Raw genomic sequence first — 22,137 nt, forward strand, 5'->3', positions numbered from 1 at the left:
TAAATGATTTAAAGGTCATGTCAATTGAATTTTAGAAAGATTCAAATTTGAATCTATTAATACATATTCCAGTAACTACTTCGTAATAAATTACCACAGATCTTTCCATTAGTACCGGGATCAATGACTAATACTTGATCGTTTGTATGCGGAATTGTATAAATCTTACCGTTAGGTGATAGAACGGCATCTCCCCATTTGTTCCCTCCTGCGATTCCCGAATTATAGGTCGCAGACACAAAGTTATCAGGATCAAACACGATAAATTCATTAATATCCGAAGGTATTGTGTATATCCTTCCATCGGCTCCCAAGAGCCCACCACGCCACTTCGCTCCTGCAACGACAGGGGAAAGCCATAAATTCAATGAGTCACGATCAGGATCTATGATTAAAAATTCAGTATCGTTTGAAGGAATACCATATAGCTTGCCGTTAGGTGCGACGACTCCATGCCTCCACTTTCCAAGTCCTGTTTTGGGAGTCGGGATCACATAACTTCTTTCAGAAAAAGGATCAAGGACAAAAACATAATCAATATCAACAGGAAAGGCATAGATCTTTCCATTAGGTGCAAGGACTCCTCCTTCCCACATATTGGAAAGTGAAAGTGGCGAGGGAATGGTTCTTACTTGGTCTGTTTGTGGGTCAATCACAAGAATTTTGTTAGAACTATTGGGAATCCCGTAAATCAAACCATTGGATGCAAGTACCCCTCCTCTCCACTTATTAGTGCCAGTTTCGGGCGAAGGAATCATATAACTTTGATTTGCTTGCGGGTTGATTACAAGAATTTGATCAGCATCTCTTGGTATGGAATAAATTTTACCATTTGGAGCAAACACAGCACCTTCCCATTGCGCAAGTCCGCTCGCTCCAGTAGTGAATCCCGATGCCGTGTGAGTGGATGGATCAATGACAAGAACGTCTGATTGGTTGTAAGGTATAGAATAAATTTTTTGATCGTCAGCAAGGATACCGCCTAACCATTTTGCTGTGCCCGTATAAGAAGTGGTAAAAGTAGAGAAACTGACTCCATTAGATCCGAGTAAGGCTTGTTTTCTTATTTCCGCTGAAACATATTTCCAACGCCGTGGTTGGATGATAGCTAGAGTATCCATTTCGCAAATAGATCGATTGGGAGCAACGGAGCCGCAATACTCTCGATCATCATCAAACAAAATCCTCGCAAGATAAAAGTCTTTGAAAGACTCAGATTTGGGGTCACAACCATTTTCTAAGTTTGGAAATTTGCAAGAGACAAATAGGCCACTAACTAAAAATAAAGGAACAAATAAAACTGTTGTTAGGTAGTGCTTCAATCCATTTCCACTCTTTTTTTTAGTAAAAATAAAGGTAGACTTAGATTTTGTCAAACGAAAGAAATTTCCTAAAGATTCCGAATAAGTCCGCAGGGAAGTTCGATTTTCTTCCCGATTTTTTCTTTTGAATAGAGTAAAGTTTGGTAAGAATTTAAAAAACTAGTTGCCGTTACCCAAAGAAAATCCAATTTTTTAGTAGAGGCTTTTTACAGAGAGTTGGTGTAAATGAAAATCCAGTCCTATTTTCCTTCCGTTCATTTGCGACCTTTCGTTCAAAAATACCTCATCATAGAATCAGAAAACGGAATCGAAAATCGCATCCTACCGAACCCTCACCTTGTTTTGTCTTTCCAACTGCGTGGAAATCTCCGTTCAATGGAAGCAAATGTCATTTATGATTTACCTCGAATCGGAATTGCTGGGTTTAGAAAGTCGGCAAAAAAAATCATCTATCCCAAAAAGTCCTCCGCCCTACTTGTCATCCTTACTGAAATTGGCGCGGCTGCTTTTTTTAGGGAACCGATCTCTGACTTCTACGAAAAAACAATTAACCTAGAAGATTTGATCTCAAAATCTGCGTATAGGGAAATAGAAGAACAATTGTTTTGTTCCCACTCAAATGAAAATTGTATCAATTTAATCGAGAATTTTTTACTTCAAAACAGGAAAGAAAGAAGGATCGATCCCATCCTTAGACAAACTCTTTTTAATATTCAGAAGGCAAATGGAAATATCAAAATCAAAGATCTAAAACAAGGATTACCGATTAGCATAGATTCCTTAGAAAAAAAATTCAAAGATTCGGTAGGTACCACACTCAAACATTACGCAAATCTTCTAAGAATTCGATCTGCCATAACATCTCATTCCAGGGAAACCACTTTAACCGATCTTGCATACAATGCAGGTTACTACGACCAATCTCATTTTAACAAAGAATTCAAACTCTATACCGGAGAATCACCTAAGGTTTTCTTCCAACACCCACAAAACTGGTAGCCAAATCTCTTTTTCTGATTTTTTACAATTTTGGATCCTAATTCCATTGTATTCTAATTTTAACCAAACAATCGAAGTTATAAAGTTGGAGAGGATACAATGAATCAAATTCTTATCGATCGATTCGAATTACCCAAGGAAGCAAAAGAAGAATTTTTAGAACGAGTCAAAATCAATCGCGACTTTATCAAAACCATACCTGGTTTTTTGGGCGATGCGGCTTACATTCAGGAAGGAAATGACAAAATCCGATTCGTCACGATAGCCACTTGGGAAGGCCAAACCAGTTTAGACAATGCCAAGACATTCGTCTTTGCAGAATACCAAAAACAGGGATTTGTAATGCAGGATTTTTTGAAAAACCACTCGATCCAAATAGAACGAGCGATCTACGAAAGAGTGTTATAAAAAATGTGATTGTTAAATCATGTAACTTTTATTTGTTACTTTATAATTCTTCTGAATGTAAGTAATGTTTTCCATATCTATAATCGATTGTATTTTTATCAAAAAGGACTAAAAAATCGGTGGTTCCAAAATCTTTATCCAAAGCGGGATAACCACAAATTTTTGCACCTAAACGAATATATCCTTTGATCAGAGGAGGTAACTGTTTCCGGATAGAATCGAAATTATTGATATGAAAATTGGAATCAAATCCGGGCAAGTGACGGTCCGGGCAGGGCTGAACTCTAAACTCTTTTTGCACCAGAGCTCCATTTTCACGTAAAAAAGCATAAGCCTGAGAAACAACAATAGGATCAATAGAATGAATGGAACCACACCCAAAAAGATAACGTATGTTATGTTTACTCATATATTGACCAAATCCTGACCAAAGAAGGGAGATTACCGACCCATCTCGATAATCTTTACGAACACAACTTCTTCCGACTTCAGCTATTTCTTCCTTTAAAAGATATAGATTACTCAAATCGAATTCTCTTTCAGAATAAAACCCAATATTTTTTTTGGCAACAGATCTTCTGAGAATTCTATAGGTTCCGACAATCGCATTATTATTATTTTGATCCTCAACTATTAAATGGTCGCAGAAATTATCATATTCATCTCGATCTTTCTGAGTATCTCTAGAGCCAGAAAGACCTTCTCCCAATTCTAAATTAAAAACATGATAACGCAGGGCCAAGGTATTTTCTATTTCACTTCGATTTTGTGCTAGCCTAACAACAAGATTACGACTTATTTCTTGTTTTGTATCAATATTGCAAATTCCCATAATTGACTCCTTTGTTTAGATACTCAGCAATTAGAAACAAAATGTTATTTTTAGTAACTTTTATAACGAAGAGTTTAACTCGCGGTTAAAGAAAAAACTACCAATCAAAATACCAAATAAACTCATAGCAAAAACTGGAAACAGATGTATCAGAATCAAGTGTGAAGCTGATTCGTTTGGACAAAGAAATGCCTCCGCTAGTGCACTCATTGTTGCACTAGCAGTAAGTATCCAAAAACCTATATTTTTTTGGGAAATAGGGTATCGTCTTCGTATAATGAAAATCAATCCCGCAGAAGCTGGTAAATTCATCAGAAGAAAATCCCGAATGCACGTATGATAATTGTATGTTGGTATTCCCGGAATTATTCCATTAAAAAATCTAAAAAACAAAAAACTCATCCATAATAACAAAAACAAAACGGGAGCAAAAGTTAAATATTGGATTTTCCTATTTCCTGGTATACTTGCATGAATTGCATTATAAGGAGATATTAACAAAATGAAGAAGGCGGGAATTAGTTCGTATATAAAAACGGGAACATGAACCCTTTGGAAAGAGTCAGAACGCCACCAAATATAGGGGACCAATATAATTAATGAACAACCTAGCCATAAACAATAAGCTACAAAAATCGACGACACTCGCCTAACTGGAACTAAATTTTCACTAAGCCTATCAATTAAGATTTCAGTTTTCATTTTCCATCCTCATCCTTATGGTTTGGTATCCTCTATGGGCTATGACCCTAACATTGGCCTCAGACAACCGAAGTTTCAAAGAAACGTCTTTCACAGAAAATCCCTGAATTTTCAACATTGAGACAATATCTCTCTGCTTTTTAGGTAAATTCTGAATCAAAAGCATAATCTTATCTGCCTTTTCTTTTTGATTCGATTGGATTTCATTATTGCTAACCAATTGGTTCATTTCTATCTCAACAAACCTGGAGTATTGTTGATTTACTTTCTTGTAATACTTATAAAGTATATTTTTTGCAATTGCATACATCCATGGATGAAATGGTTTTGATGGGAGGTAGGTATGTCTAGAATTGTGAATGGCAATAAGAATTTCCTGCAACACATCTTCCCTATCATCAACTAAATAAATTCTACGTGAAAGAAATTTGGAAAGAGTGATACTAATTTTACTCAACAAATTATGATATGAAACAGAACTGCCTGCCTGAGCCTCCACCATCAAGTGAGAGTATGTTTCCCTTTCCTGAGTCATAAGATGAATACTATTTATGGCTGTAGGGATATTCAAATAAAGTATAAAATTCATACGTCATCTGACTTCAAAAAGGTAATGTTTTCCAACTTAACAAAACATCCAAAACAAACGGATTTCATTGTTTTCCATTCCTCTTCCATATAAGCTTTACCCAAGGAACCCATTCGTCTTTTTTTAAATATAAAATCAAAATTGATGAAATAAGCACTACAAGGGCTAAAATGAATAGCAATCCAGAATCATCCATCACGACAATTCCGAGTTTCGTGACATGAAAACAAAGGGCCGCAGACATTATGACAAGGGAGAGTAAAGCTCCAACGACAGTGGTTTGTGACCAAACCAACAATAATACTGCAAATAGTTCGGCAACCCCTGACCCGATTCTCCCGTATGGCTCCATCCCAATCTTTGAAAATATATAAACCGATTCAGGGGCGGCGCTAAACTTAAAGAAGAGCGTCTGCAATAAAATCGAAGAGATGATGATTTTTAGAATAATAATCACTTTATTTATCATTTTTTTTCCAATAAAGATCCGCTTTGATGATGAATTCTTTTTTATTTTTGATCCATTCTTCATGAATTTCTTGATCGTAATTTAAATACAGTTTTCCCTCAGTTATATCCCAAGCATCTGGAGAAATATCATATTTCTCGCCCTTACTCATTGCAAATGCACAGTATCCTCCATATTGTGGGGCAAATTTCTCCGGAGTTAATTTAAATAAATTTAAATTCTCTTCGGTAGAAAATTTCCAAACTGCATTTTTCCATAGGAATTGATACTTTGAATTTCCTTTAACGGGTTTTTGTTCTTTAAAATAAGCAACAACATCATATCCATTTACAGCTAATTTCCCAATAAAAGAAGTATTTATTTCCTCAGCCATTAAAGGTGTAAAAAAACAAACAAAAAGAAATAACTTCAATATGATATTCATTTACTAGTGACCTTCCATAACGTTATATTTTGAGCAAACAAGATGCATTTTCTTCTTCAATTTTATTACCCAGTCGGATGATGTCTGAAAATAGTTTTTTAAGGTGAACTTCACTCAATTCTGGATGAACAATGATAAGGCGAAAAAAAGTCTCCCCCATTCTTGTTGCAATATTAATAAAAAAATCTCCCTCCTCTAACAATCGCTTTCGAATTTCTTTGTTTAGGTTATTTACATTACCTACAGACCGATAGCGAAAACAGACATTCAAAGAAGACGGTTCATACATTAGCATCAATTCACTAGACTCCAAAATCATTTCCTTAGCTTTTATAGCCATTGTAAATAAATTATCGATTTGATCCTTCACCCCAATGTCACCTAACGAACGCCATGTCAACCACACTTTTAAAGCATCATTTCTACGACCACATTGCAAAGAAGAAGGACCAAGATCCCATTCCGCAATTTCTGATTCGTGAAAAATATAATCACCTCCACCATGATTATGTGAGGAGCGAAGAATACCGGGATGTTTTGTTAGAAAAAAGGAACTCATAAGTCCAGTACCAATCATCTTATGAGTGTCCCAGGTCATACTATCTACATTTTCAATTCCATTTAAATGATGACGATGTTTGGAAGAAAGTAGAACGCTCCCTCCCCAAGCCCCATCCACGTGAAGCCATAAATTAAACTTTTTTGAAATCTCATAGATACGATCAATTGGATCGAAAGAACCAAGCACAGTGGTTCCCGAAGTTGCAGCCACATAAAAAGGATACTCTCCTTCTAAAAGACTGGCTTGAATCATTTCTTCCAAATGAACAGGCTCCATTTCCCCATTTGGACTTGTTTTGATTTTTCTTACTTGATCCAGTCCAATACCAAGCATATTTGCAGCTTTTTCAAAAGAATAATGAGCTTCTTCTGACACAAACAAAGTTAGCCTTTTATTGAATTGACCTTCTTTTTTGATCTCAGGAAATTTTTTGTTTCTTGCGACTAACAAAGAAATCATATTTGCATTGGATCCACCTGTTGCCATGATCCCATCCCCATTTTCCCATCCGATCAAACGATTCATATGTTCTATCATTTTTTTCTCGACCAAAGTTCCCATCGGAGAAACTTCAAATGTAGCCATCGTTGTGTTTGTAACGGATGTAAGCCAATCGCCCGCCAACGCATACTGGTTTAATCCTGAAAATAGCTGATTTTGGAAATTCGGTGTTAGTGTATTGGGAGTTAAACTAAGATACAACTGCATGTCCTTAAATAAATCCGCTGCATCCGCAGGATTTTTCTTTATATCAAAATCAAAGTTTTTTAAAATCTCATTTGGATTTTTTATTTTTCCAGTAGGAGAAGTTTTGGCCTTATCATAGTGCTCAAAACAAATACGAAAAACATCGGCTAAAATGGAAGGGTCACTTTTCATTTTACAAAAACTTCCTCAAATGAATGATTAACCAAATCTTGCAATCGCCATTCTTTAGAATTCTCATCAAATATGGTACATTTAGAAATTGAAGGTGAGTAAAGATGTAAACTCATCGCAACGGTAGGAAAAGGATTCACAATTTGGTGTGTCCCCTTACTATCATCTATATAAGTATCAGTTCCAACTCCTAAAAGTTTTTGCTTTTGATAAATGGGTTTTTGATCAAAACATAATTCCAGTAGATTCCCTTTTACCATTCGTATCCAACCTTTGCTTCCATTGTGGTTATGAATGGGTGTTTGGGAATTACTCCCCCAAACCATTAGTAAAATTTCCCAACCCGTCCCTTCTGCATATTTATACCGTTTCCGTTCTCCCTCTTGTATATTAAAACTTTGCTCTATTTTTATTTCCTTCAGAGTATTCAATGCTAGTGCCAGTTCATTCATCTATATCCATCCTTTCCATACTCTCGAAATCTTTTTCCTTCTCTGCGGTTTACGTAACCAACAGATGTTTATGAGGAATTGAAGCATTTCTCTTTGGAATTGCACTGGTTTCCTGAAATGTTACAAAAATGGGCTTTTTTTTTGATTTTTGATCGGATTTTTTAAGAAGAATGCCAAATCATAGGTATGTACTTTCTGCTTTTCGATTCCGGTTTTCTAGGTATTTCGAAGAATGAAGAAAAAACCGATTTGTTTATCCACGAACAAACCGGATATCCATTTCATTTATCTTTTGTTGGATTGAATGAATTCGAATGTCTCTTTGAGTCCTTTTTCAAAAGGAGTTTTGGGAATTGCTCCAATCTCTCTTTCATACTGAGCCCCACTCAAAACCAAAGGGTCTTTTGTTAAATACATCATTTCCACTACTTCTCTTAAAAAAGAATCAAAGATACCCGCAAGCACTAAGGTGATTTTTCCAACAGGAATCAAAAATGTTCTTTTGCCAGTGGTTTGTTTCGCGATCTTCACAATCTCCTTAGCTGAAATCACCTGTCCAGGTACGTTCCAATTTCTTCCATAGGAGGATTCTCGGGAGGCTAGATTCACAATCATCTTGGCAGCATCGGGAAGATAGATATATTCTCGTTTCACACTTGTATCCCCAATAAACAAAGCGGTTTTACCAAAAGCCAATCCCTCTAAGGTAGGATTCAAATATGCATTTTTACTAGAGGGACCATAGTAATCAGGCAATCTTACAATGAGTGGTTTACTCTGTTTCCATCGGTCGGAAAAAATTAGATTCTCCATCTCTATCCGAATTTTTCCTTTTTTGGAGTTAGGTTTTCTAGGATAAGATTCCTCAACCGCATAACCAGGATTTGGTCCATAAACGTAGATACCGTCAACAAATACGATCTTTTGGGAATTTGCTTCCGCTGCTTTCATAACCGATTCAGCCAGTAGTAATGATTTGGCTGCCATCTCCTGATAAGGAACGTTTGCTGCCTGAAAAATGATGTCTGCCGTTTTCGCTGCATCTCGAATTGATTCCCACTTGAAAACATCACCTAATGCCAGTTCTAGCTTTTTTGGATTTCCCAATTCCTTTGCCAATATTTCCAAGGCTCCCTGATTCCTTCCAAAAGCAATCGTCGCAATCCCTCTTGCCATTAACTCTTGAACGAGTGCTTTTCCCGTTCCCCCTGTCGCTCCCAGTACCAATACTTTTTCCATTTCCGTCTCCATATTTATTGATCAATCAATCACAAAATTCTTAAAAAAAAATCAAAACTTCATTTCCGGCAAATCCAAAACCAATGTAATATTACAGAATATTCCTTTGGAAAGGAAAACCTTGGCTGCGAACTCGGGCTCTGGGATTTCCGCCTTCTGGAATTTTCCCAAGACCAATTGGTATAATTTTGCAAAAGATTCTTTAGTTTTCTCTCGGATAGAAAGTTCTGAAATACCAAATGCCTGCATTTGGAGGTGAATTTCTTCAGGAAACTCCGCCATCAATTGTTCGTAGGCAGTGATCATTTTCCATTGCAAATCTGAGCCAGTCCCGACGATTTGAATTTTCTCAAATTCAGAATGAATCCTTCCGAAAGCTTCTTCCAAAGCCGCTAAATATAGCTCTTCCTTCGATTTAAAAAACTTAAAAATATATGGCTGAGAAATGGAAGCCGATTCCGCAATATCTGCCGTCGTTGCCTTATAAAAGCCCAAGGAAGAGAATACCCTTACTGCTGCAGCGAGAATCTCTGCCTTCCTAGTCTGTGTCGTGCTTGTCTCAGCCTCTTTTGATTTCATCATTAATTGATCAATCAATAACATGACTCTGTAATTCGTCAATAAAAAAATGGAAACTTTCCCTCCAAGGTTTGGATGAATTTAAGGGAATTCACTTCTATTTCCCACTTCCCGCAAAATTTCGAATCGAAGTGTGGTGAATTCTGTGTGAAAGTCTTTTTTATCCCTTTCCCTCATTGCTTCTTTGTGTTCCACTCCATCTGATTGGGGATCTTTTCCGCTGACCATATGGATCATTTCCGCCTCAGAATTCCAAACGCTAAAGGTCAAAAAATTTCTGAATGGGCGAAAGGCAGCGAGAGCAAATTTTTTTCCAGAATGATTCCGAACTTGTTTTTCGACAGGTCTCCCCCATTTCGTAAATCGAAACAAATGAGAGAGTTTTAATCGAGCAAGAGTAATCGCAACAGTTGTCGTATCCCTTTCTGATTTCCTAGGATACAATGATGCAAAGTCAAGTTCTCGAACACTCCCCCATCTTCGGTATAATTTCAATCGAAGATGCCATCCGGAGAGGATAGGATCCTTTTCGGAAATCTTTAAGAAATGATTAAAATCCTCTTCTGTTTGCCAAAATGCCAGGACGGAAACATTTTTGATGTGATATCTTTTTGTTGAAAACAAAGGTTCTCCCAATTGCATGGGAACAAATAGTTCGGAATGTTTCAGCCCCTTTAGTTTCTTTATCTTAGAATAAAAAAATAAATAAAATGGTAATTTGTAGATAGGAAGTTTAAAACAATGAAAACTAAAAACTTCTTGTGTGTGGACTTGTTTCTCTAACATATAAAATCTACTTTATGAATGAAAATTCGCTATTACTAATTGCCCTAAGTTTTGGGTATGCCATTGCACCTTTATTTAGTAATCGTTTCTTTTTGAAAAATTCAAAAGTATATTCCCGTTTTCACCTTATCTCCTTCCTTTTTATCATTCTAGCAATCTTTTTAAAAATACCTCAGTTATCCATTGTATGGCCAATTTTTTGTGGAGTTGGATCCGTTTTGTTCTGCAAAACACAAATGAAGAATTTGTTTCTAGGAAATACTTGGATGGGTTTACTGCCATTTGGATTTAGTTTTTTGTCTGCCATTTGGTTTTACTCTGGGCAAAACCAATACTACCTTCTTGGTTACAATGAAACCTGGAGTTACTATGCAGCCTTGCATGGTTGTTTCATCGGCTGGTTATTTTTATCAGGAATCATTTTCCTTTCCGAAAAAAATAATCAATCAAAGATTAATCCTATAATAAGCCTTAGTATAGTATTTCTATTTCTTTTGATTGCTTATGGAATTTACGGAAATCCAATTCTAAAAAAAATTGGTGTGATCGGCTACTCTTTCCTAATGCCTTTCTCCCTTTGGTATTTAGGAAAATTCATACAAAATCAAAACTTCATTTCACAATTACTTCGTAGGTCTAGTATCGTTTTCCTTTCTTTCACTTTGCTTTTGGCCCTACTCAACGAGTTTTACCAAGGATTTCCAAAATTTTTTTACGGATATCCGTTTATGATTATCTTACACGGATGTGTGAATGCGTTTATCGTGATTCCTTGTTTTTTAGGCTCGCTGCTATTCGAAGACGTAAAATGAAATCGAGTCATAGAGAGATTACAAATATATATCTTCAAATGCTTTTCGCTTCATGATCTTGCAAGATACAAAACATAACCAATAAAAAACACCTTTTGACAAATATTCATAGGCTAAAAACTTTATTTATCAAAATAGAACTAACCTGTTTATATTTTTCCTTTCCCCTAAAAAAAATACAAAGTGATATTACCAACAAATTCAGAAGATGAGACAAAAGTACCCAAGTGCCATAAGCTCAAATCGATTGATTACTTTTAAAGTATCTGAATAGTGTGTACGAATGGGATTTAAGCTTAATTCCACCTCTGTGGTAAATGGGAAAATAGTTGAGGCAATTTTTGAATTTCGATTGGTGAAAAAAAATCGATCCGAATCTTTTGCAAAACTGGATTCATGGAACAAAAGGAAGTGGGAAGACAAATTGATAAATTCCTGCCAATTGATAGTAGGGTATTCAGAGGTATAATACTTAATATCCCCTATTTTATAGGTCCTTAAATACAAATATTGATTCGATATAAAATCGGGAACATTTGTATTACTTGGATAAGTGGAAGGGTATTCTCCTACCAAATTCCAAGTATCACCCAAATCAATAGAAACAGATAACTGATTTTGATAAATTCTATAAGCTAAGTTTGTATTATAAAATCTGATAATACCTTTTCTCTCATTTTGTGGAACAATTTCCTGAAAACTATCCCCAAAATCCTGGCTTCGATAAAATGTTTGCCTATTTTCAGAAGTAGCCGAAACCGAATTATGATAAGAAACTATTATATCATTGTTAAATCTTTTTACAAAAATTACGCTGTTTGCGGCATAACTTCCTAAGTTAGGTAGCTGAATTTCTGTTATGTTTTTACTTACCAAATTGTATATTCGTAGAAATGGAAACTTGGGTGGGTCGATGCTGGAATACCCTACGGCTCTACTAAAAAATAAAACTTTCTCATTTGTTAAGTAAACTGCATTGACGAACTCATTTGAATTATGAGGTATTTTTTCATATGTCATTCCAGAATCTGCGGTAAAAAATGCAGACTCTCCCTCCATATCCGAGTAAACAAAACCTATACTTTCAGTGACAAAGTCCGTTGTTAGTTTGATCTGCGTTTTGTATCTTTTCTTAAATCCTTCACTCGTAGGAGGATCGAATTTTGTCCAATTCTTTCCTCCATCTATGGATTTCGCAAGGTATGTATAACCCTCCAGTTTATCTTTGTCCACGAGGTATTCAGGTTTTGTTATACCCGAAAGAAAAATTAAATTACTATTGATTACCTGGAACTGGGCATCTCCGGATATACTCGGAGTACTTTCCGTACACATATTCGATGGAACAATATTCATAGTATCTTCCTTAGAACAGTATAACATACTGATTGTAGCTAAGAATAGAATCGTATATTGAATATTTGATTTCAAAGGTTACCGATCGATGAATAGAATACTTTAACATCAGTAATACTACAATCGTTTTTTGTCTTAGAAAGTATCTTTTTTCTGGATTTAATGATTGACCTAGGTTTTTGAAAGGTGGATTGGTTCATTAAGATTTTCAGGGAATTACCTGTGACGGAATAAATCTGCGTATAGCAGATAACAAAAATCATACGATAAGAAAAATAGTTCTTTCCACTTCTCAATTAACAACCATAGCCGGTAGCGTTGGTTTACGCGGCAATTTAGATGGACCGGTTACCTCTACCACTTTTAATAATCGGCTTGGAATTCCTAGTGCTGGAGCCAGTCTTTATATCATTGATTCACTCAACCATAGAATTAGAAAAATCTAATAAACTCCTGTGCGATCAACTTCGAAGCCAAAACTGCCAAAGCACTTACCACGACCACATGAACTCTCTCTGGATCATATGGAAAACTGCAAAAAGGCGAAGATTTTGCTAATAAAATCTGCGGAATTGGGATGTTCGTTTTCAACTGTTTTGGGTTATGATATGGAGGAAATTCGCACCTGCCCACGAGCCACTCCCCTCCACCCTAACTCGGGTGGGGGTTTGTGGATTTGCAGCTGTAGGATTATGTCTCCTTATAGCTAAGAACGATTCGAGGCGAGCCCCAAAAAACTTAACCCTGTTTCGAAATTTATTTCTTAACCTATAGAACAAATGCCCAATACACTGGGGTCGGGCTATCCAGTGCTTCGGTCGCTTCCGCGACCGCGCCCTTACTATCCCTCAGGAAAAATCAGATTGATTCATTTATCTCGAATGATGCGGCGAAATCCGAATCCAAATTCGGGAAGATCCCACAATTTGGAAACTCACCTAGGCTTTTTATGGAATGAGTGCTATGAAAGTAAAATCGTTTTAGCAATTCATTTCTCTTTGGCAACGAAACTTTGTATCAGATGTTTCTTCTCAGCCGCGAGGATCGCATGAGCAACTTTCAAATTTTTTGTTGTGCGAGCCATAGTCATTGCGCCTACCATGCCGCTGTAAAGAACCATTGCCTTTTCATAGCAAGCTTCAGCGCTTTCCTTGGGGAATTGAAGCTGAATGCAGTCGGCGAAAAGTTGAAAGACTTTTTCCGTATACTTTTCATAACGTTCACGGTAGCTGGCCTGGCTCCTGTGCATATCACTGCCTAAGGCAGTATAAACACAACCGTCGCCGACCTCAACTAAACGTTCCTCCTCAAAGTAGATTTCGATCATCACTTTAAGCGCGTTCTTTTTTTCTTTCTTGAAAGTCTGAGAAAGCTGAAATTCGAGCTTCTCAAGTTCGCGGCAAATCGTTTCGCCAAAGAGTTCGTCCTTGGAGCTGAAATGACTATAGAGTGCCCCCGTAGTGAGACCGGCATGATTCATGATGCCTGAAATGCCAGAAGCACCACTTCCGTTTTCTTTAAAATAGCGGATAGCGCTATCAAGAATCGCCACGCGTAACTTATCCTTTTCGCCTTTTTTTGTCTTCATATGGACCTCTGCGACTTCCCGTGTCATCGAAAAACTGAAAATCCTCAACGGATGGATTTTTATGATATAGATCGATATTAAATAATTTACAGAAATCAACTAGTAATTAATGTAGATTTTGATATTGATCTATATTAAAAACTTGATTCAGGTGAATCAAACAACCAGGAGGGTATATGAATAACCCATACGAAGTGAGACCGAAAGAGTTTGAAGGTAAAAGAGTTTTAGTCACTGGAGGCACCGCTGGTGTCGGCCTTGCCACTGTTAAGCGTTTCGCACTAGCTGGAGCGAATGTTTTGACAACTGCGCGTGATACAACGGATCAGCTACCCCAAGGTGTGATATTCGTAAAATCAGATCTCGCTACCGCCGAAGGAACAAATCTCATCGCAAAAGAGGTGCTCTCGCAATTAGGCGGCATCGACATCATCGCGCATGTTGTCGGCGGCTCAAGTTCTCCGGCGGGTGGCTTCAGCAAATTATCTGATGAAGACTGGCAAAAATCCCTTAATCTCAATCTCTTCCCCGCGGTCCGTCTGAATCGATTGCTTGTGCCAGAAATGTTGAAGCAGGGCCACGGATCCATCGTTCACGTCAGCAGTATTCAAAGAATCCTTCCCTTATATGAATCAACAATTCCTTACGCTGCTGCGAAGGCTGCCCTTACAAATTACAGCAAAAGTTTGTCTAAGGAAATTAGTCCAAAAGGGATTCGCGTAAATGTAGTTTCTCCTGGTTGGATCGGAACCGATGCCTCAAATGTTTGGCTCGAGGAAATTGCGAACACAAACAAGATCACCGTCGAACAAGCAAAACAAAGTGTGATGGATGCTTTGGGCGGCATACCGATCGGACGACCCGCCAAACAAGAAGAAGTAGCTGAACTGATCGCATTTCTCTCGTCTGACAAAGCGGGATCCATAAATGGAGCCGAATACGTCATCGATGGCGGGACAGTCCCGACGGTTTAAAGAATTTATAAAAGGAGCATATATAAAATGAAAATTCCAAAAATAGCAGAGACTTTGATTCAGGCGTCTAACGAGAGGGATGTGGAAATGTATTTATCCTGCTTCACACAGAACGCCATCTATGCGGACATTGGTGAAAAAGAAACTGTCGTTGGGAAAAAAGCCATCGAAAAGAATTTCAGAGAGATGAAGTATGAGGTTCATACGGAGCCAACGCATATTGAGGAAACTTCAGACAAAATCACGATGAAAGTAAAAGCCACAGGGAATTTCAAAGGTAGTCCTTTGCATTTTGAATACCAAATCAAACTCCAGTCGGGTCTAATCCAAGATTTAAAAATAGATCTTATTTGATCTTTCCTGGTCGCTAGAAATTCAGATGTAGAACGTTGTATCAAAGCCTATTGATGAATTTCTAGCCCGTATGTTTTTTTCTTCCTATCAAACACACTTCGATAAACTCAGTGCGAGCGAAAAGTTAGTTCGCTATTATGGAATTTAGAGAAAAAAAAGTAAACTCTGTCGGATTTGTCCAATTTTCAAAGAGATTCTTAAGTTAGAATTGACTCTATCAATTTTTATCTTAGGAGCAGTTCATGAAAATAATCGTATTTGGAGCCACGGGAGGGATTGGGAAACTACTTCTCCCCTTACTTTCAAAGGGAGATCACCAGGTAACAAGGTTTAGCAGAAATCTAGATTCATTGCATCCAAACAATCATATCCAAAATAAACATGGAAATGTAACAAATTATTCAGATGTGAAGGAAGGAATTCAGAATCATGATTTAGTGATTTGTCTTTTAGGGGCACCCCTTCAGGATAAAAGCCTCATTCGAACAATCGGAACTAATAACATTGTCAAAGCCATGAAAGAAACAGGTGTAAAAAGAATTTTATGTTTATCTTCATTTGGTGTAGGATCTTCATTTCCATTTTTACCTTTTATATATCGATGGGTTCTTGGACCAATACTCCTACGTAATCTATTCAAAGACCACTTTGGCCAAGAAAAATTAATCACCGAAAGTGGACTCGATTTCACGATTATAAGACCTGGAAATTTTTTTGATGGTACATTGACGAATCAATACCTACATGGCCGAACGGAAGATATACCAAAACATAAATTAGCTTACAAAATTTCAAAAGCAGACCTAGTTGATTTCATACTAAAACAAATCAACTCGAACCAATACAATCGAGAAGTTACCTGGATATCAAATGCAAAGTAAAAACAAAATTCTAACTGGAGAGTTTTATGAGTAAATTTAATTTTTATAAATTATTAATAATAGTAATCGGAATCCTTCTCATTTCCATCGGAGGAACGATTTTGTTCATTCCAGAAACTTTGTTTGAAATGAATATGATTCAATTGAATAAAAATCCGAACCTGCTAAGTGAAATCAGAGCTCCCGGAGGAGTATTCATTCTTTCGGGAATTGCTCTATTTTTAAGTTTTTTCCTAACTAAAATCGTAAAGGCCTCTTTGACAAGTGCCGGAATTTTATTGGTAGGATATGGAATCTCTCGTTTCTTTAGCATCCTGTTAGATGGACTTCCTGCTTACTCGTTACAATTGGCAATGATCATTGAATTGGTATTAGGCGTATTTTGTCTCTACCTCACAAAAAAAGAGATTACGCTTTCTTCTAGTTGAGGCAATTCGGGTAGAGGATACCCGATTTTCTTATGTAGCGAAACTATAGCAAGGTTCTCTGAAGGTAAGTATCAGGCAACATCCAAAATGAGAACCATTTTGGAGTTAGCTTTTAAATTGCAAATATGCGAAATCTCACTCTTTGTTTGGTGGTTGGTTCTTGGAAAACTCTTATCATTTTCCAAGTAGTAAATTACAGAGTCCAAAATTTGACAACAGGCCTTCGGATATTAGATTAGGGTTCCATTTTCGAATCGATTTTTGTAACTCATTCCACTTAATCCTATAACGATTGGTTTCTAATCTCTATTTTTTTCAGGATCACCTAGTTTCGCACTACTCCTGATACCAGTTCCCGGAGAAAACTCATCCTAAATGATTCAATCAAAGTATGAACTGTATTAAGGTAATAAGGATTATCAGGAAATCGTTTCTGGATTTGGGGCTTGATCGTAGAACAACCCTTACAAAAATCCTCTTGGGATTGGTCTTATGCCAAATGGCATCGTAAATCTAGTTAGCGGCTCCTAAGCTTGTCGAAAGACCACATAAAAAAAACCACCAAATTCTGATGAGGTTCATACTCAAGGGTTCGCCCTGAGCTTGTCGAAGGGAACTTTTACAATATACAATGTAGAGTGACAACAATCTAAAACGAAAGGTAATTGATTTCCGCTATAAACGGAGGTGAACCAGTCTCACCTCCGATACTCTCCTGCAACTAGTATTCAAAAAACAGTTTCGATTTGATGTCGATAGGTTTGAATTTGAAAATTTTAAGAACCTGACAAAATTTTGAAAAATTGGTAACCAATTTAGTGATAGCAGGTAAAAAACTTGCTAGACCTGATAATAGTTATTGGATTTTTCTAACGTATGTTAGGAATTTTATTTAAGGGAAAAAAATTTGAGTAATTTGATGGGGAAAGGACCATTCGCAGTTCGTAGTTCCTTGGTCAGATGGACTGTAGGCTTATTATTTTTTTTAGCTTACGGAGGTTGCAAGCAATTAACATTGAATAACCCCTGTGATCAAAAATCAAAGAGTTATTTGGCAACCCTTTTATTATCCTCCCTTTCAGAAACTCCAACTCCCTTTTGCGGGTTCCGTGTCAGTAATGCACCAAAACTTTGGGAAGCCCAGGCCTATCTCAAAGCATCCAATGCAGAGGCAAATGATTTTTTTGGAAACGCAGTCGCCATCTCAAGAGATTCCATCGTGGTCGGAGCTCCTGGAGAAGCGAGTAACCAAACTACCATTTCTAATGGACCAACTGCAAGTGGAAATAACTCAGCACTCTGGTCAGGTGCAGTCTATGTATTCCAAAGATCTGGTGATTCATGGACACAAGAAGCATACCTGAAAGCTTCCAATGCAGAAGTTGACGATCGATTTGGGATTTCTGTTGCGATCGATGGAGACACGATTGCGGTCGGGGCAAATGAAGAAGATAGCAACCAAACAACGATCACAAATGGACTTCCCGCAAGTAACGACAATTCAGCTTCGAAATCTGGCGCCGTATATGTCTTTCAAAGGACGGGTTCCACTTGGGTAGAACAGGCTTACCTCAAACCTTCCAATGCGGGATTGGATGATCAGTTCGGAATTTCTGTCGCCATCTCTGGAGATACGATTGTTGTCGGGGCATCTCTCGAGGATAGCAACCAAACAACTATCACAAATGGTTCGTCTGCTACTATCGATAACTTAGCTCTCAATGCAGGGGCCGCTTATGTTTTTCAACGAACTGGCACAACTTGGGCAGAACAAGCCTATCTCAAAGCTCCAAATGCGCAAACAGAGGATCGATTTGGAATTTCTGTTGCCATCTCAGGAGATTCGATTGTAGTAGGTGCAAATTTAGAGGATAGCAACCAAACAACAATTACAAACGGAGGTGGTGCAAGTAGCGATAACTCTGCATCCATTTCGGGTGCCGCCTATGTATTCCAAAGGACGGGTTCGACTTGGGCAACGCAAGCTTACTTAAAAGCACCCAATGGAGAAGCAAACGATCAATTCGGTCAGCGTGTCGCCATTTCAAAGGATACGATTGTGGTCGGGTCATTTGCTGAATCAAGTAACCAAACAACGATTACAAATGGACAAACTGCAAATACGGATAACTCAGCTGCCCTATCTGGCGCTGCTTATGTTTTCCAAAGAATCGGTTCTACATGGACACACCAAGCCTACCTCAAGGCCCCCAATACAGGGTCAGATGATCGTTTTGGTATCTCACTTGCGATTGAGGGTGATACAATTTTGGTTGGAGCCATTTTTGAAGATAGTAACCAGACAACGGTTACGAATGGACAAACTGCAAGTGAAGATAACTCTATCACCAATGCAGGTGCTGTTTATGTTTTCCAACGATCTGGGTCCAACTGGTTCCACCGAGCCTACATCAAACCACCGAATCCAGGTCTAGACGATCAGTTTGGCTATGCTGTTGCCATTTCAGGTGATACCATGATTGTGTCAGCGAACCAAGAGGACAGCAATCAAAACACAATTACAAATGGACCTACTGCGAGTACAAATAACTTAGCTACTAATTCTGGTGCAGGCTATGTTTTTATTAGAAAATAAATGAAAGAACTAATTCCATACCAGAAAGAAATCATTCTTGTTGCAATGACAACTCTTGTCTTAAGTATTATGTATTTTCTTTTCCTTCGTCCAAACGCAAATGGAAACTCATTCACACAAACTCCAGTGGAAGTGGATAAAAAAGGTCTCTCTCCTTACCACAAACGAGAAGTGAACTTTACCATCACCAAACACAAACGCAAAATTCAAATCTGTTACAATTTATACTTAGAATCGAAACCTAAAATCGAAGAAGGCAAAATCCAATTCGATTGGCAGATCGAACCCGATGGTGTTCCCACAAAAGTCGAACTCATCCAATCCGATTTCTCATCAGAATTACTCATTAGTTGCATCCAAAATGAAATTAAGTCTTGGGAATTTCCTCCTCCGCCTGATAGGTCGCGTAACACCTACGCAGAATATACCTTTTTCTTTAAAAAGGAAGTGAATGTTCCAAAATAAGGGAGAACTCCCAAACAACCCACACGATTCGAACTTGTAACGAGCCTTATGTGGAGCTATTTCAGTCAATTGAGGTCGGTTAACCAGGGCCCCGGTTGCCTTGCGACCGCTACCGCACCCTCAAGTTAATTAGAAATTTTATTGCCATTTACCGCGAAAAATTCGAATCCTAAATTGGCTAAACTTTTGATTTCATGCAATGGAATCATGATCGATCGGAATCTGTATTAGAAAACGAAAAGAATATCCATCCATTCAAGGGACACTTAGTAGTTCCCCACATTTGCGGAAAACCACTATTTGAAATTGGTTTCTATCATGTGAAAATGCAAACATGAAACGAACAATTTACCTTGCATTCAGTTTTCTCCTTTTGACAATTCAATGTGCTAATATACAAACCAGGTCAGAAGATCGATTTCAGAATTTGTATTACCAGGTTGCGATTGGAAATACGGAAAGAGTCAGACAACTTATCAAACAAGGTTACGATATTAACTCACCTGAAGATACGTTTGAAAGACTAACACCTCTTATGATTGCTTCAAAAGAAGGTCACACTGAAATTGTATCACTATTAGTCTCCATGAATGTAGATTTAAATGCAAAAACGAGAAACGGGCATACCGCATTAATGATGGCAGCCTATAATCGTTATCCTAGAATTGTAAAGATATTACTCGATGCAGGAGCAAATCCAAATTTAGTCACAAATGAAGGTCATACCGCTTTATCTGAAATTCTCCTTTCAGAAAAGGAAGAGATTGTTCGGTTATTGATAGAGAAAGGTGCAAAATGAAGACTCTAAATTTCTCAACTAAGTTATTCATTTCTTTAGGATTTCTGTTGTTATTTCTTAATTGTTCCAACACGTTTACTAATCATTCATCAGAAAGCTGTAAAAGGAAATGCGACTCAGACCAAGCGCTTTGTTATCTGATCACTTTGCAACCTAGTTCTACAAATTCAAGTCAAGTGAATCTAACCTGTCCAATCCTTTACATTGGTTGTCATTCAAAATGTGATTCAGACAATCATTCATCTTCAAACCGTAATTCTTCTCGGTCAGGTAATCGATCTGGAGGGGGTGGTCGTTCCTCTTCTGGAGGAGGTAATTCGTCTTCAGGCGGTGGAAGTGGTGGTTCAAGCGGAGGTGGTCATGGGGGTGGAGGACATTGAGAAATGTCTCCAGTCATTCATTGATCCGATATTCCATCTTTGTTTTCAAAGGATGAAATCCTGTTAGGAATCGCATTTGCGGCCGCAGTCGGACTAGCGGTATTGGGATTTGCAATTTTTGAATTCAAAGGGATAAAAAAATAAAAACCTAAAATAATACGAATTTATTTTCCGACGGCGGATGCGAGATTAGACATCGTTTCCGCTGTTTCTTTGTTATTCGGGAAAAAAGTTTCGATCTTTAACTCTTGTAATCCGACGTCCAAAGGAGTTCCAAACGAGGAAATCACCGATAAAAAAGACAAAACCTTTCCTTCAAAGGAAACATCAACGCTGATGAGAGGTAAATTTTCTTTCGGAACAAACTCAGTTTGATCTTTAGGTAAAAAGGAGGAAATCTTTTTATACAATTCGAAATTTTCCCTTTTTCCCAGTCTGGCTTCTTGTCGTAACCTTCCCAATAAATAAGAGGAAACCTCTTCCCAGTTGATCACCGAATCCGTTTTTCATTTGGAATCCATTCTAATAAGGATCATTGATTTCATCAACACCGCTTCCAAGGCAAAAAGGCGAACTTTTAGAAATAATTTTAGTGAGAAAAGGAATTGATACTTTCGAAATATCGGTTTTGTGTTCTGTGGGTGCCGCAGTCCCGCGAGGCACCGCCTAACATAAAACTGGGTTGCGATTTTAAGATTCGCCTTTAAGCCCACAGGCTTCCTATATTGAGTAATGTTTCACGTGGTTTGAGCTTCCTACCTAGAAACAATCACTTTATATTGGAAAATACTTTAGGAATTACTAATGTTCTTACTTAAACTTGGCCATGGCAATACCGGCGTTTTCTGGATTCACTCCAAAGCATTGCGATTTTTCAATCCAATTCATTTAAGCAATGATCTGGATTGAATCAGTCTGAAGTTCCGCTTTCAACTAATGCAGAACAAATGATCTTTGTATGAAGAGTAAATACGTGATTCGATAATTTTATATTTGTATAAACCAAACCCGTTAAATTCACCTCTCTAATTTAAATATAATCAGATTTTGGTTAAAGTTTATTCTTTTTGGTTACGCCAAAAATCCGCGAACGACATAAAAAAACCCCGCTAGTATTAGCGAGGTTTATAATCGATGCTTCGATCCACTTCGTTACTCAGCATCCTATGTTTTTTCTGTTTCCCTAACCGAACCCTGAGTAGCGAAGCGTACCGAAGGGCGAGGTGAGAGATTACTTTTACAAAATACAACGTAGCGTGACA

Annotated in this window: 24 protein-coding genes; 10 read left to right on the top strand and 14 right to left on the bottom strand. The window is 37.6% G+C overall.

What is annotated here, in order from left to right:
• Nucleotides 1-56: 56 nt before the first annotated feature.
• Nucleotides 57-1,376: an NHL repeat-containing protein gene (locus JWG40_RS07485; protein ID WP_232369238.1), complete on the bottom strand. Its 1,320-nt coding sequence runs from the start codon at nucleotides 1,374-1,376 to the stop codon at nucleotides 57-59.
• Between the two features lie 171 nt (nucleotides 1,377-1,547).
• Between JWG40_RS07485 and JWG40_RS07490 the strand changes: the two genes are divergently transcribed.
• Together JWG40_RS07490 and JWG40_RS07495 are read left to right on the top strand one after the other, a co-directional pair.
• Nucleotides 1,548-2,321, top strand: a complete 774-nt coding sequence (locus JWG40_RS07490; RefSeq protein WP_205285203.1) for a helix-turn-helix domain-containing protein — start codon at nucleotides 1,548-1,550, stop codon at nucleotides 2,319-2,321.
• 99 nt (nucleotides 2,322-2,420) lie between these two features.
• Complete coding sequence (locus JWG40_RS07495; RefSeq protein ID WP_205285204.1) at nucleotides 2,421-2,729, top strand: antibiotic biosynthesis monooxygenase family protein; 309 nt, start codon at nucleotides 2,421-2,423, stop codon at nucleotides 2,727-2,729.
• A 40-nt stretch (nucleotides 2,730-2,769) separates the two neighbouring features.
• On the opposite strand, the gene JWG40_RS07500 is transcribed toward JWG40_RS07495, so the two are convergent.
• The 10 genes from JWG40_RS07500 to JWG40_RS07545 all read right to left on the bottom strand — a co-directional run bounded on the left by JWG40_RS07500 (nucleotide 2,770) and on the right by JWG40_RS07545 (nucleotide 10,242).
• A complete protein-coding gene (locus JWG40_RS07500) occupies nucleotides 2,770-3,561 on the bottom strand; it encodes a GNAT family N-acetyltransferase (RefSeq protein ID WP_205285205.1) in 792 nt (263 codons plus the stop codon).
• A 60-nt stretch (nucleotides 3,562-3,621) separates the two neighbouring features.
• Nucleotides 3,622-4,263, bottom strand: a complete 642-nt coding sequence (locus JWG40_RS20145; RefSeq protein ID WP_205285206.1) for an NrsF family protein — start codon at nucleotides 4,261-4,263, stop codon at nucleotides 3,622-3,624.
• On the bottom strand, nucleotides 4,253-4,852 hold the full coding sequence (locus JWG40_RS07510; RefSeq protein WP_205285207.1) for a sigma-70 family RNA polymerase sigma factor: 600 nt from the start codon (nucleotides 4,850-4,852) through the stop codon (nucleotides 4,253-4,255). Before JWG40_RS07510 ends, JWG40_RS20145 begins: the two co-directional genes overlap by 11 nt.
• A gap of 64 nt (nucleotides 4,853-4,916) precedes the next feature.
• On the bottom strand, nucleotides 4,917-5,321 hold the full coding sequence (locus JWG40_RS07515; protein ID WP_205285208.1) for a DoxX family protein: 405 nt from the start codon (nucleotides 5,319-5,321) through the stop codon (nucleotides 4,917-4,919).
• Nucleotides 5,311-5,733, bottom strand: coding sequence for a YHS domain-containing (seleno)protein (locus JWG40_RS07520; RefSeq protein ID WP_232369239.1), 423 nt, complete (start codon nucleotides 5,731-5,733; stop codon nucleotides 5,311-5,313). The genes JWG40_RS07515 and JWG40_RS07520 overlap by 11 nt, the downstream gene beginning before the upstream one ends.
• Nucleotides 5,734-5,767: 34 nt before the next feature.
• Nucleotides 5,768-7,186: a pyridoxal phosphate-dependent decarboxylase family protein gene (locus tag JWG40_RS07525; protein WP_205285210.1), complete on the bottom strand. Its 1,419-nt coding sequence runs from the start codon at nucleotides 7,184-7,186 to the stop codon at nucleotides 5,768-5,770.
• The gene (locus tag JWG40_RS07530) at nucleotides 7,183-7,638 is read right to left on the bottom strand and encodes a cysteine dioxygenase (RefSeq protein ID WP_205285211.1); all 456 of its coding nucleotides are present in this window, start codon (nucleotides 7,636-7,638) and stop codon (nucleotides 7,183-7,185) included. Before JWG40_RS07530 ends, JWG40_RS07525 begins: the two co-directional genes overlap by 4 nt.
• Before the next feature lie 285 nt (nucleotides 7,639-7,923).
• Nucleotides 7,924-8,877, bottom strand: coding sequence for an SDR family NAD(P)-dependent oxidoreductase (locus tag JWG40_RS07535; protein WP_205285212.1), 954 nt, complete (start codon nucleotides 8,875-8,877; stop codon nucleotides 7,924-7,926).
• A gap of 51 nt (nucleotides 8,878-8,928) precedes the next feature.
• Nucleotides 8,929-9,480, bottom strand: a complete 552-nt coding sequence (locus JWG40_RS07540; protein ID WP_205285213.1) for a TetR/AcrR family transcriptional regulator — start codon at nucleotides 9,478-9,480, stop codon at nucleotides 8,929-8,931.
• A 57-nt stretch (nucleotides 9,481-9,537) separates the two neighbouring features.
• A complete protein-coding gene (locus JWG40_RS07545; protein WP_205285214.1) occupies nucleotides 9,538-10,242 on the bottom strand; it encodes a hypothetical protein in 705 nt (234 codons plus the stop codon).
• A 266-nt stretch (nucleotides 10,243-10,508) separates the two neighbouring features.
• Between JWG40_RS07545 and JWG40_RS07550 the strand changes: the two genes are divergently transcribed.
• Complete coding sequence (locus JWG40_RS07550) at nucleotides 10,509-11,054, top strand: YndJ family transporter (protein ID WP_205285215.1); 546 nt, start codon at nucleotides 10,509-10,511, stop codon at nucleotides 11,052-11,054.
• 201 nt (nucleotides 11,055-11,255) lie between these two features.
• Here the strand turns inward: JWG40_RS07550 and JWG40_RS07555 are convergent, their stop codons facing one another.
• On the bottom strand, nucleotides 11,256-12,410 hold the full coding sequence (locus JWG40_RS07555) for a beta propeller repeat protein (RefSeq protein WP_205285216.1): 1,155 nt from the start codon (nucleotides 12,408-12,410) through the stop codon (nucleotides 11,256-11,258).
• A 988-nt stretch (nucleotides 12,411-13,398) separates the two neighbouring features.
• Complete coding sequence (locus JWG40_RS07560) at nucleotides 13,399-13,998, bottom strand: TetR/AcrR family transcriptional regulator (protein ID WP_205285217.1); 600 nt, start codon at nucleotides 13,996-13,998, stop codon at nucleotides 13,399-13,401.
• Nucleotides 13,999-14,174: 176 nt separating this feature from the next.
• Between JWG40_RS07560 and JWG40_RS07565 the strand changes: the two genes are divergently transcribed.
• From JWG40_RS07565 to JWG40_RS07595, 7 genes are all read left to right on the top strand, one after another.
• Nucleotides 14,175-14,972 (top strand): SDR family oxidoreductase, encoded by a 798-nt coding sequence (locus JWG40_RS07565; RefSeq protein WP_205285218.1) that lies wholly within the window; start codon nucleotides 14,175-14,177, stop codon nucleotides 14,970-14,972.
• Nucleotides 14,973-14,999: 27 nt separating this feature from the next.
• Entirely contained in the window at nucleotides 15,000-15,326 is a 327-nt protein-coding gene (locus JWG40_RS07570) for a nuclear transport factor 2 family protein (RefSeq protein ID WP_002981525.1), read from the top strand.
• 242 nt (nucleotides 15,327-15,568) lie between these two features.
• Entirely contained in the window at nucleotides 15,569-16,207 is a 639-nt protein-coding gene (locus JWG40_RS07575) for an NAD(P)-dependent oxidoreductase (RefSeq protein WP_205285219.1), read from the top strand.
• Nucleotides 16,208-16,233: 26 nt separating this feature from the next.
• Complete coding sequence (locus tag JWG40_RS07580) at nucleotides 16,234-16,635, top strand: DUF4345 domain-containing protein (RefSeq protein ID WP_205285220.1); 402 nt, start codon at nucleotides 16,234-16,236, stop codon at nucleotides 16,633-16,635.
• A gap of 1,051 nt (nucleotides 16,636-17,686) precedes the next feature.
• Nucleotides 17,687-19,231 carry an FG-GAP repeat protein gene (locus JWG40_RS07585; protein ID WP_205285221.1) on the top strand — a complete coding sequence of 515 codons (1,545 nt, stop codon included), beginning with the start codon at nucleotides 17,687-17,689 and terminating at the stop codon, nucleotides 19,229-19,231.
• Nucleotides 19,232-19,696 (top strand): AgmX/PglI C-terminal domain-containing protein, encoded by a 465-nt coding sequence (locus JWG40_RS07590; RefSeq protein ID WP_205285222.1) that lies wholly within the window; start codon nucleotides 19,232-19,234, stop codon nucleotides 19,694-19,696.
• Nucleotides 19,697-20,030: 334 nt separating this feature from the next.
• The gene (locus tag JWG40_RS07595) at nucleotides 20,031-20,495 is read left to right on the top strand and encodes an ankyrin repeat domain-containing protein (protein WP_205285223.1); all 465 of its coding nucleotides are present in this window, start codon (nucleotides 20,031-20,033) and stop codon (nucleotides 20,493-20,495) included.
• A gap of 544 nt (nucleotides 20,496-21,039) precedes the next feature.
• Here the strand turns inward: JWG40_RS07595 and JWG40_RS07600 are convergent.
• On the bottom strand, nucleotides 21,040-21,285 hold the full coding sequence (locus JWG40_RS07600) for a hypothetical protein (RefSeq protein ID WP_205285224.1): 246 nt from the start codon (nucleotides 21,283-21,285) through the stop codon (nucleotides 21,040-21,042).
• Nucleotides 21,286-22,137: the final 852 nt, after the last annotated feature.

The organism is Leptospira abararensis (assembly GCF_016918735.1).
Taxonomy (GTDB): Bacteria; Spirochaetota; Leptospiria; order Leptospirales; family Leptospiraceae; genus Leptospira_A; species Leptospira_A abararensis.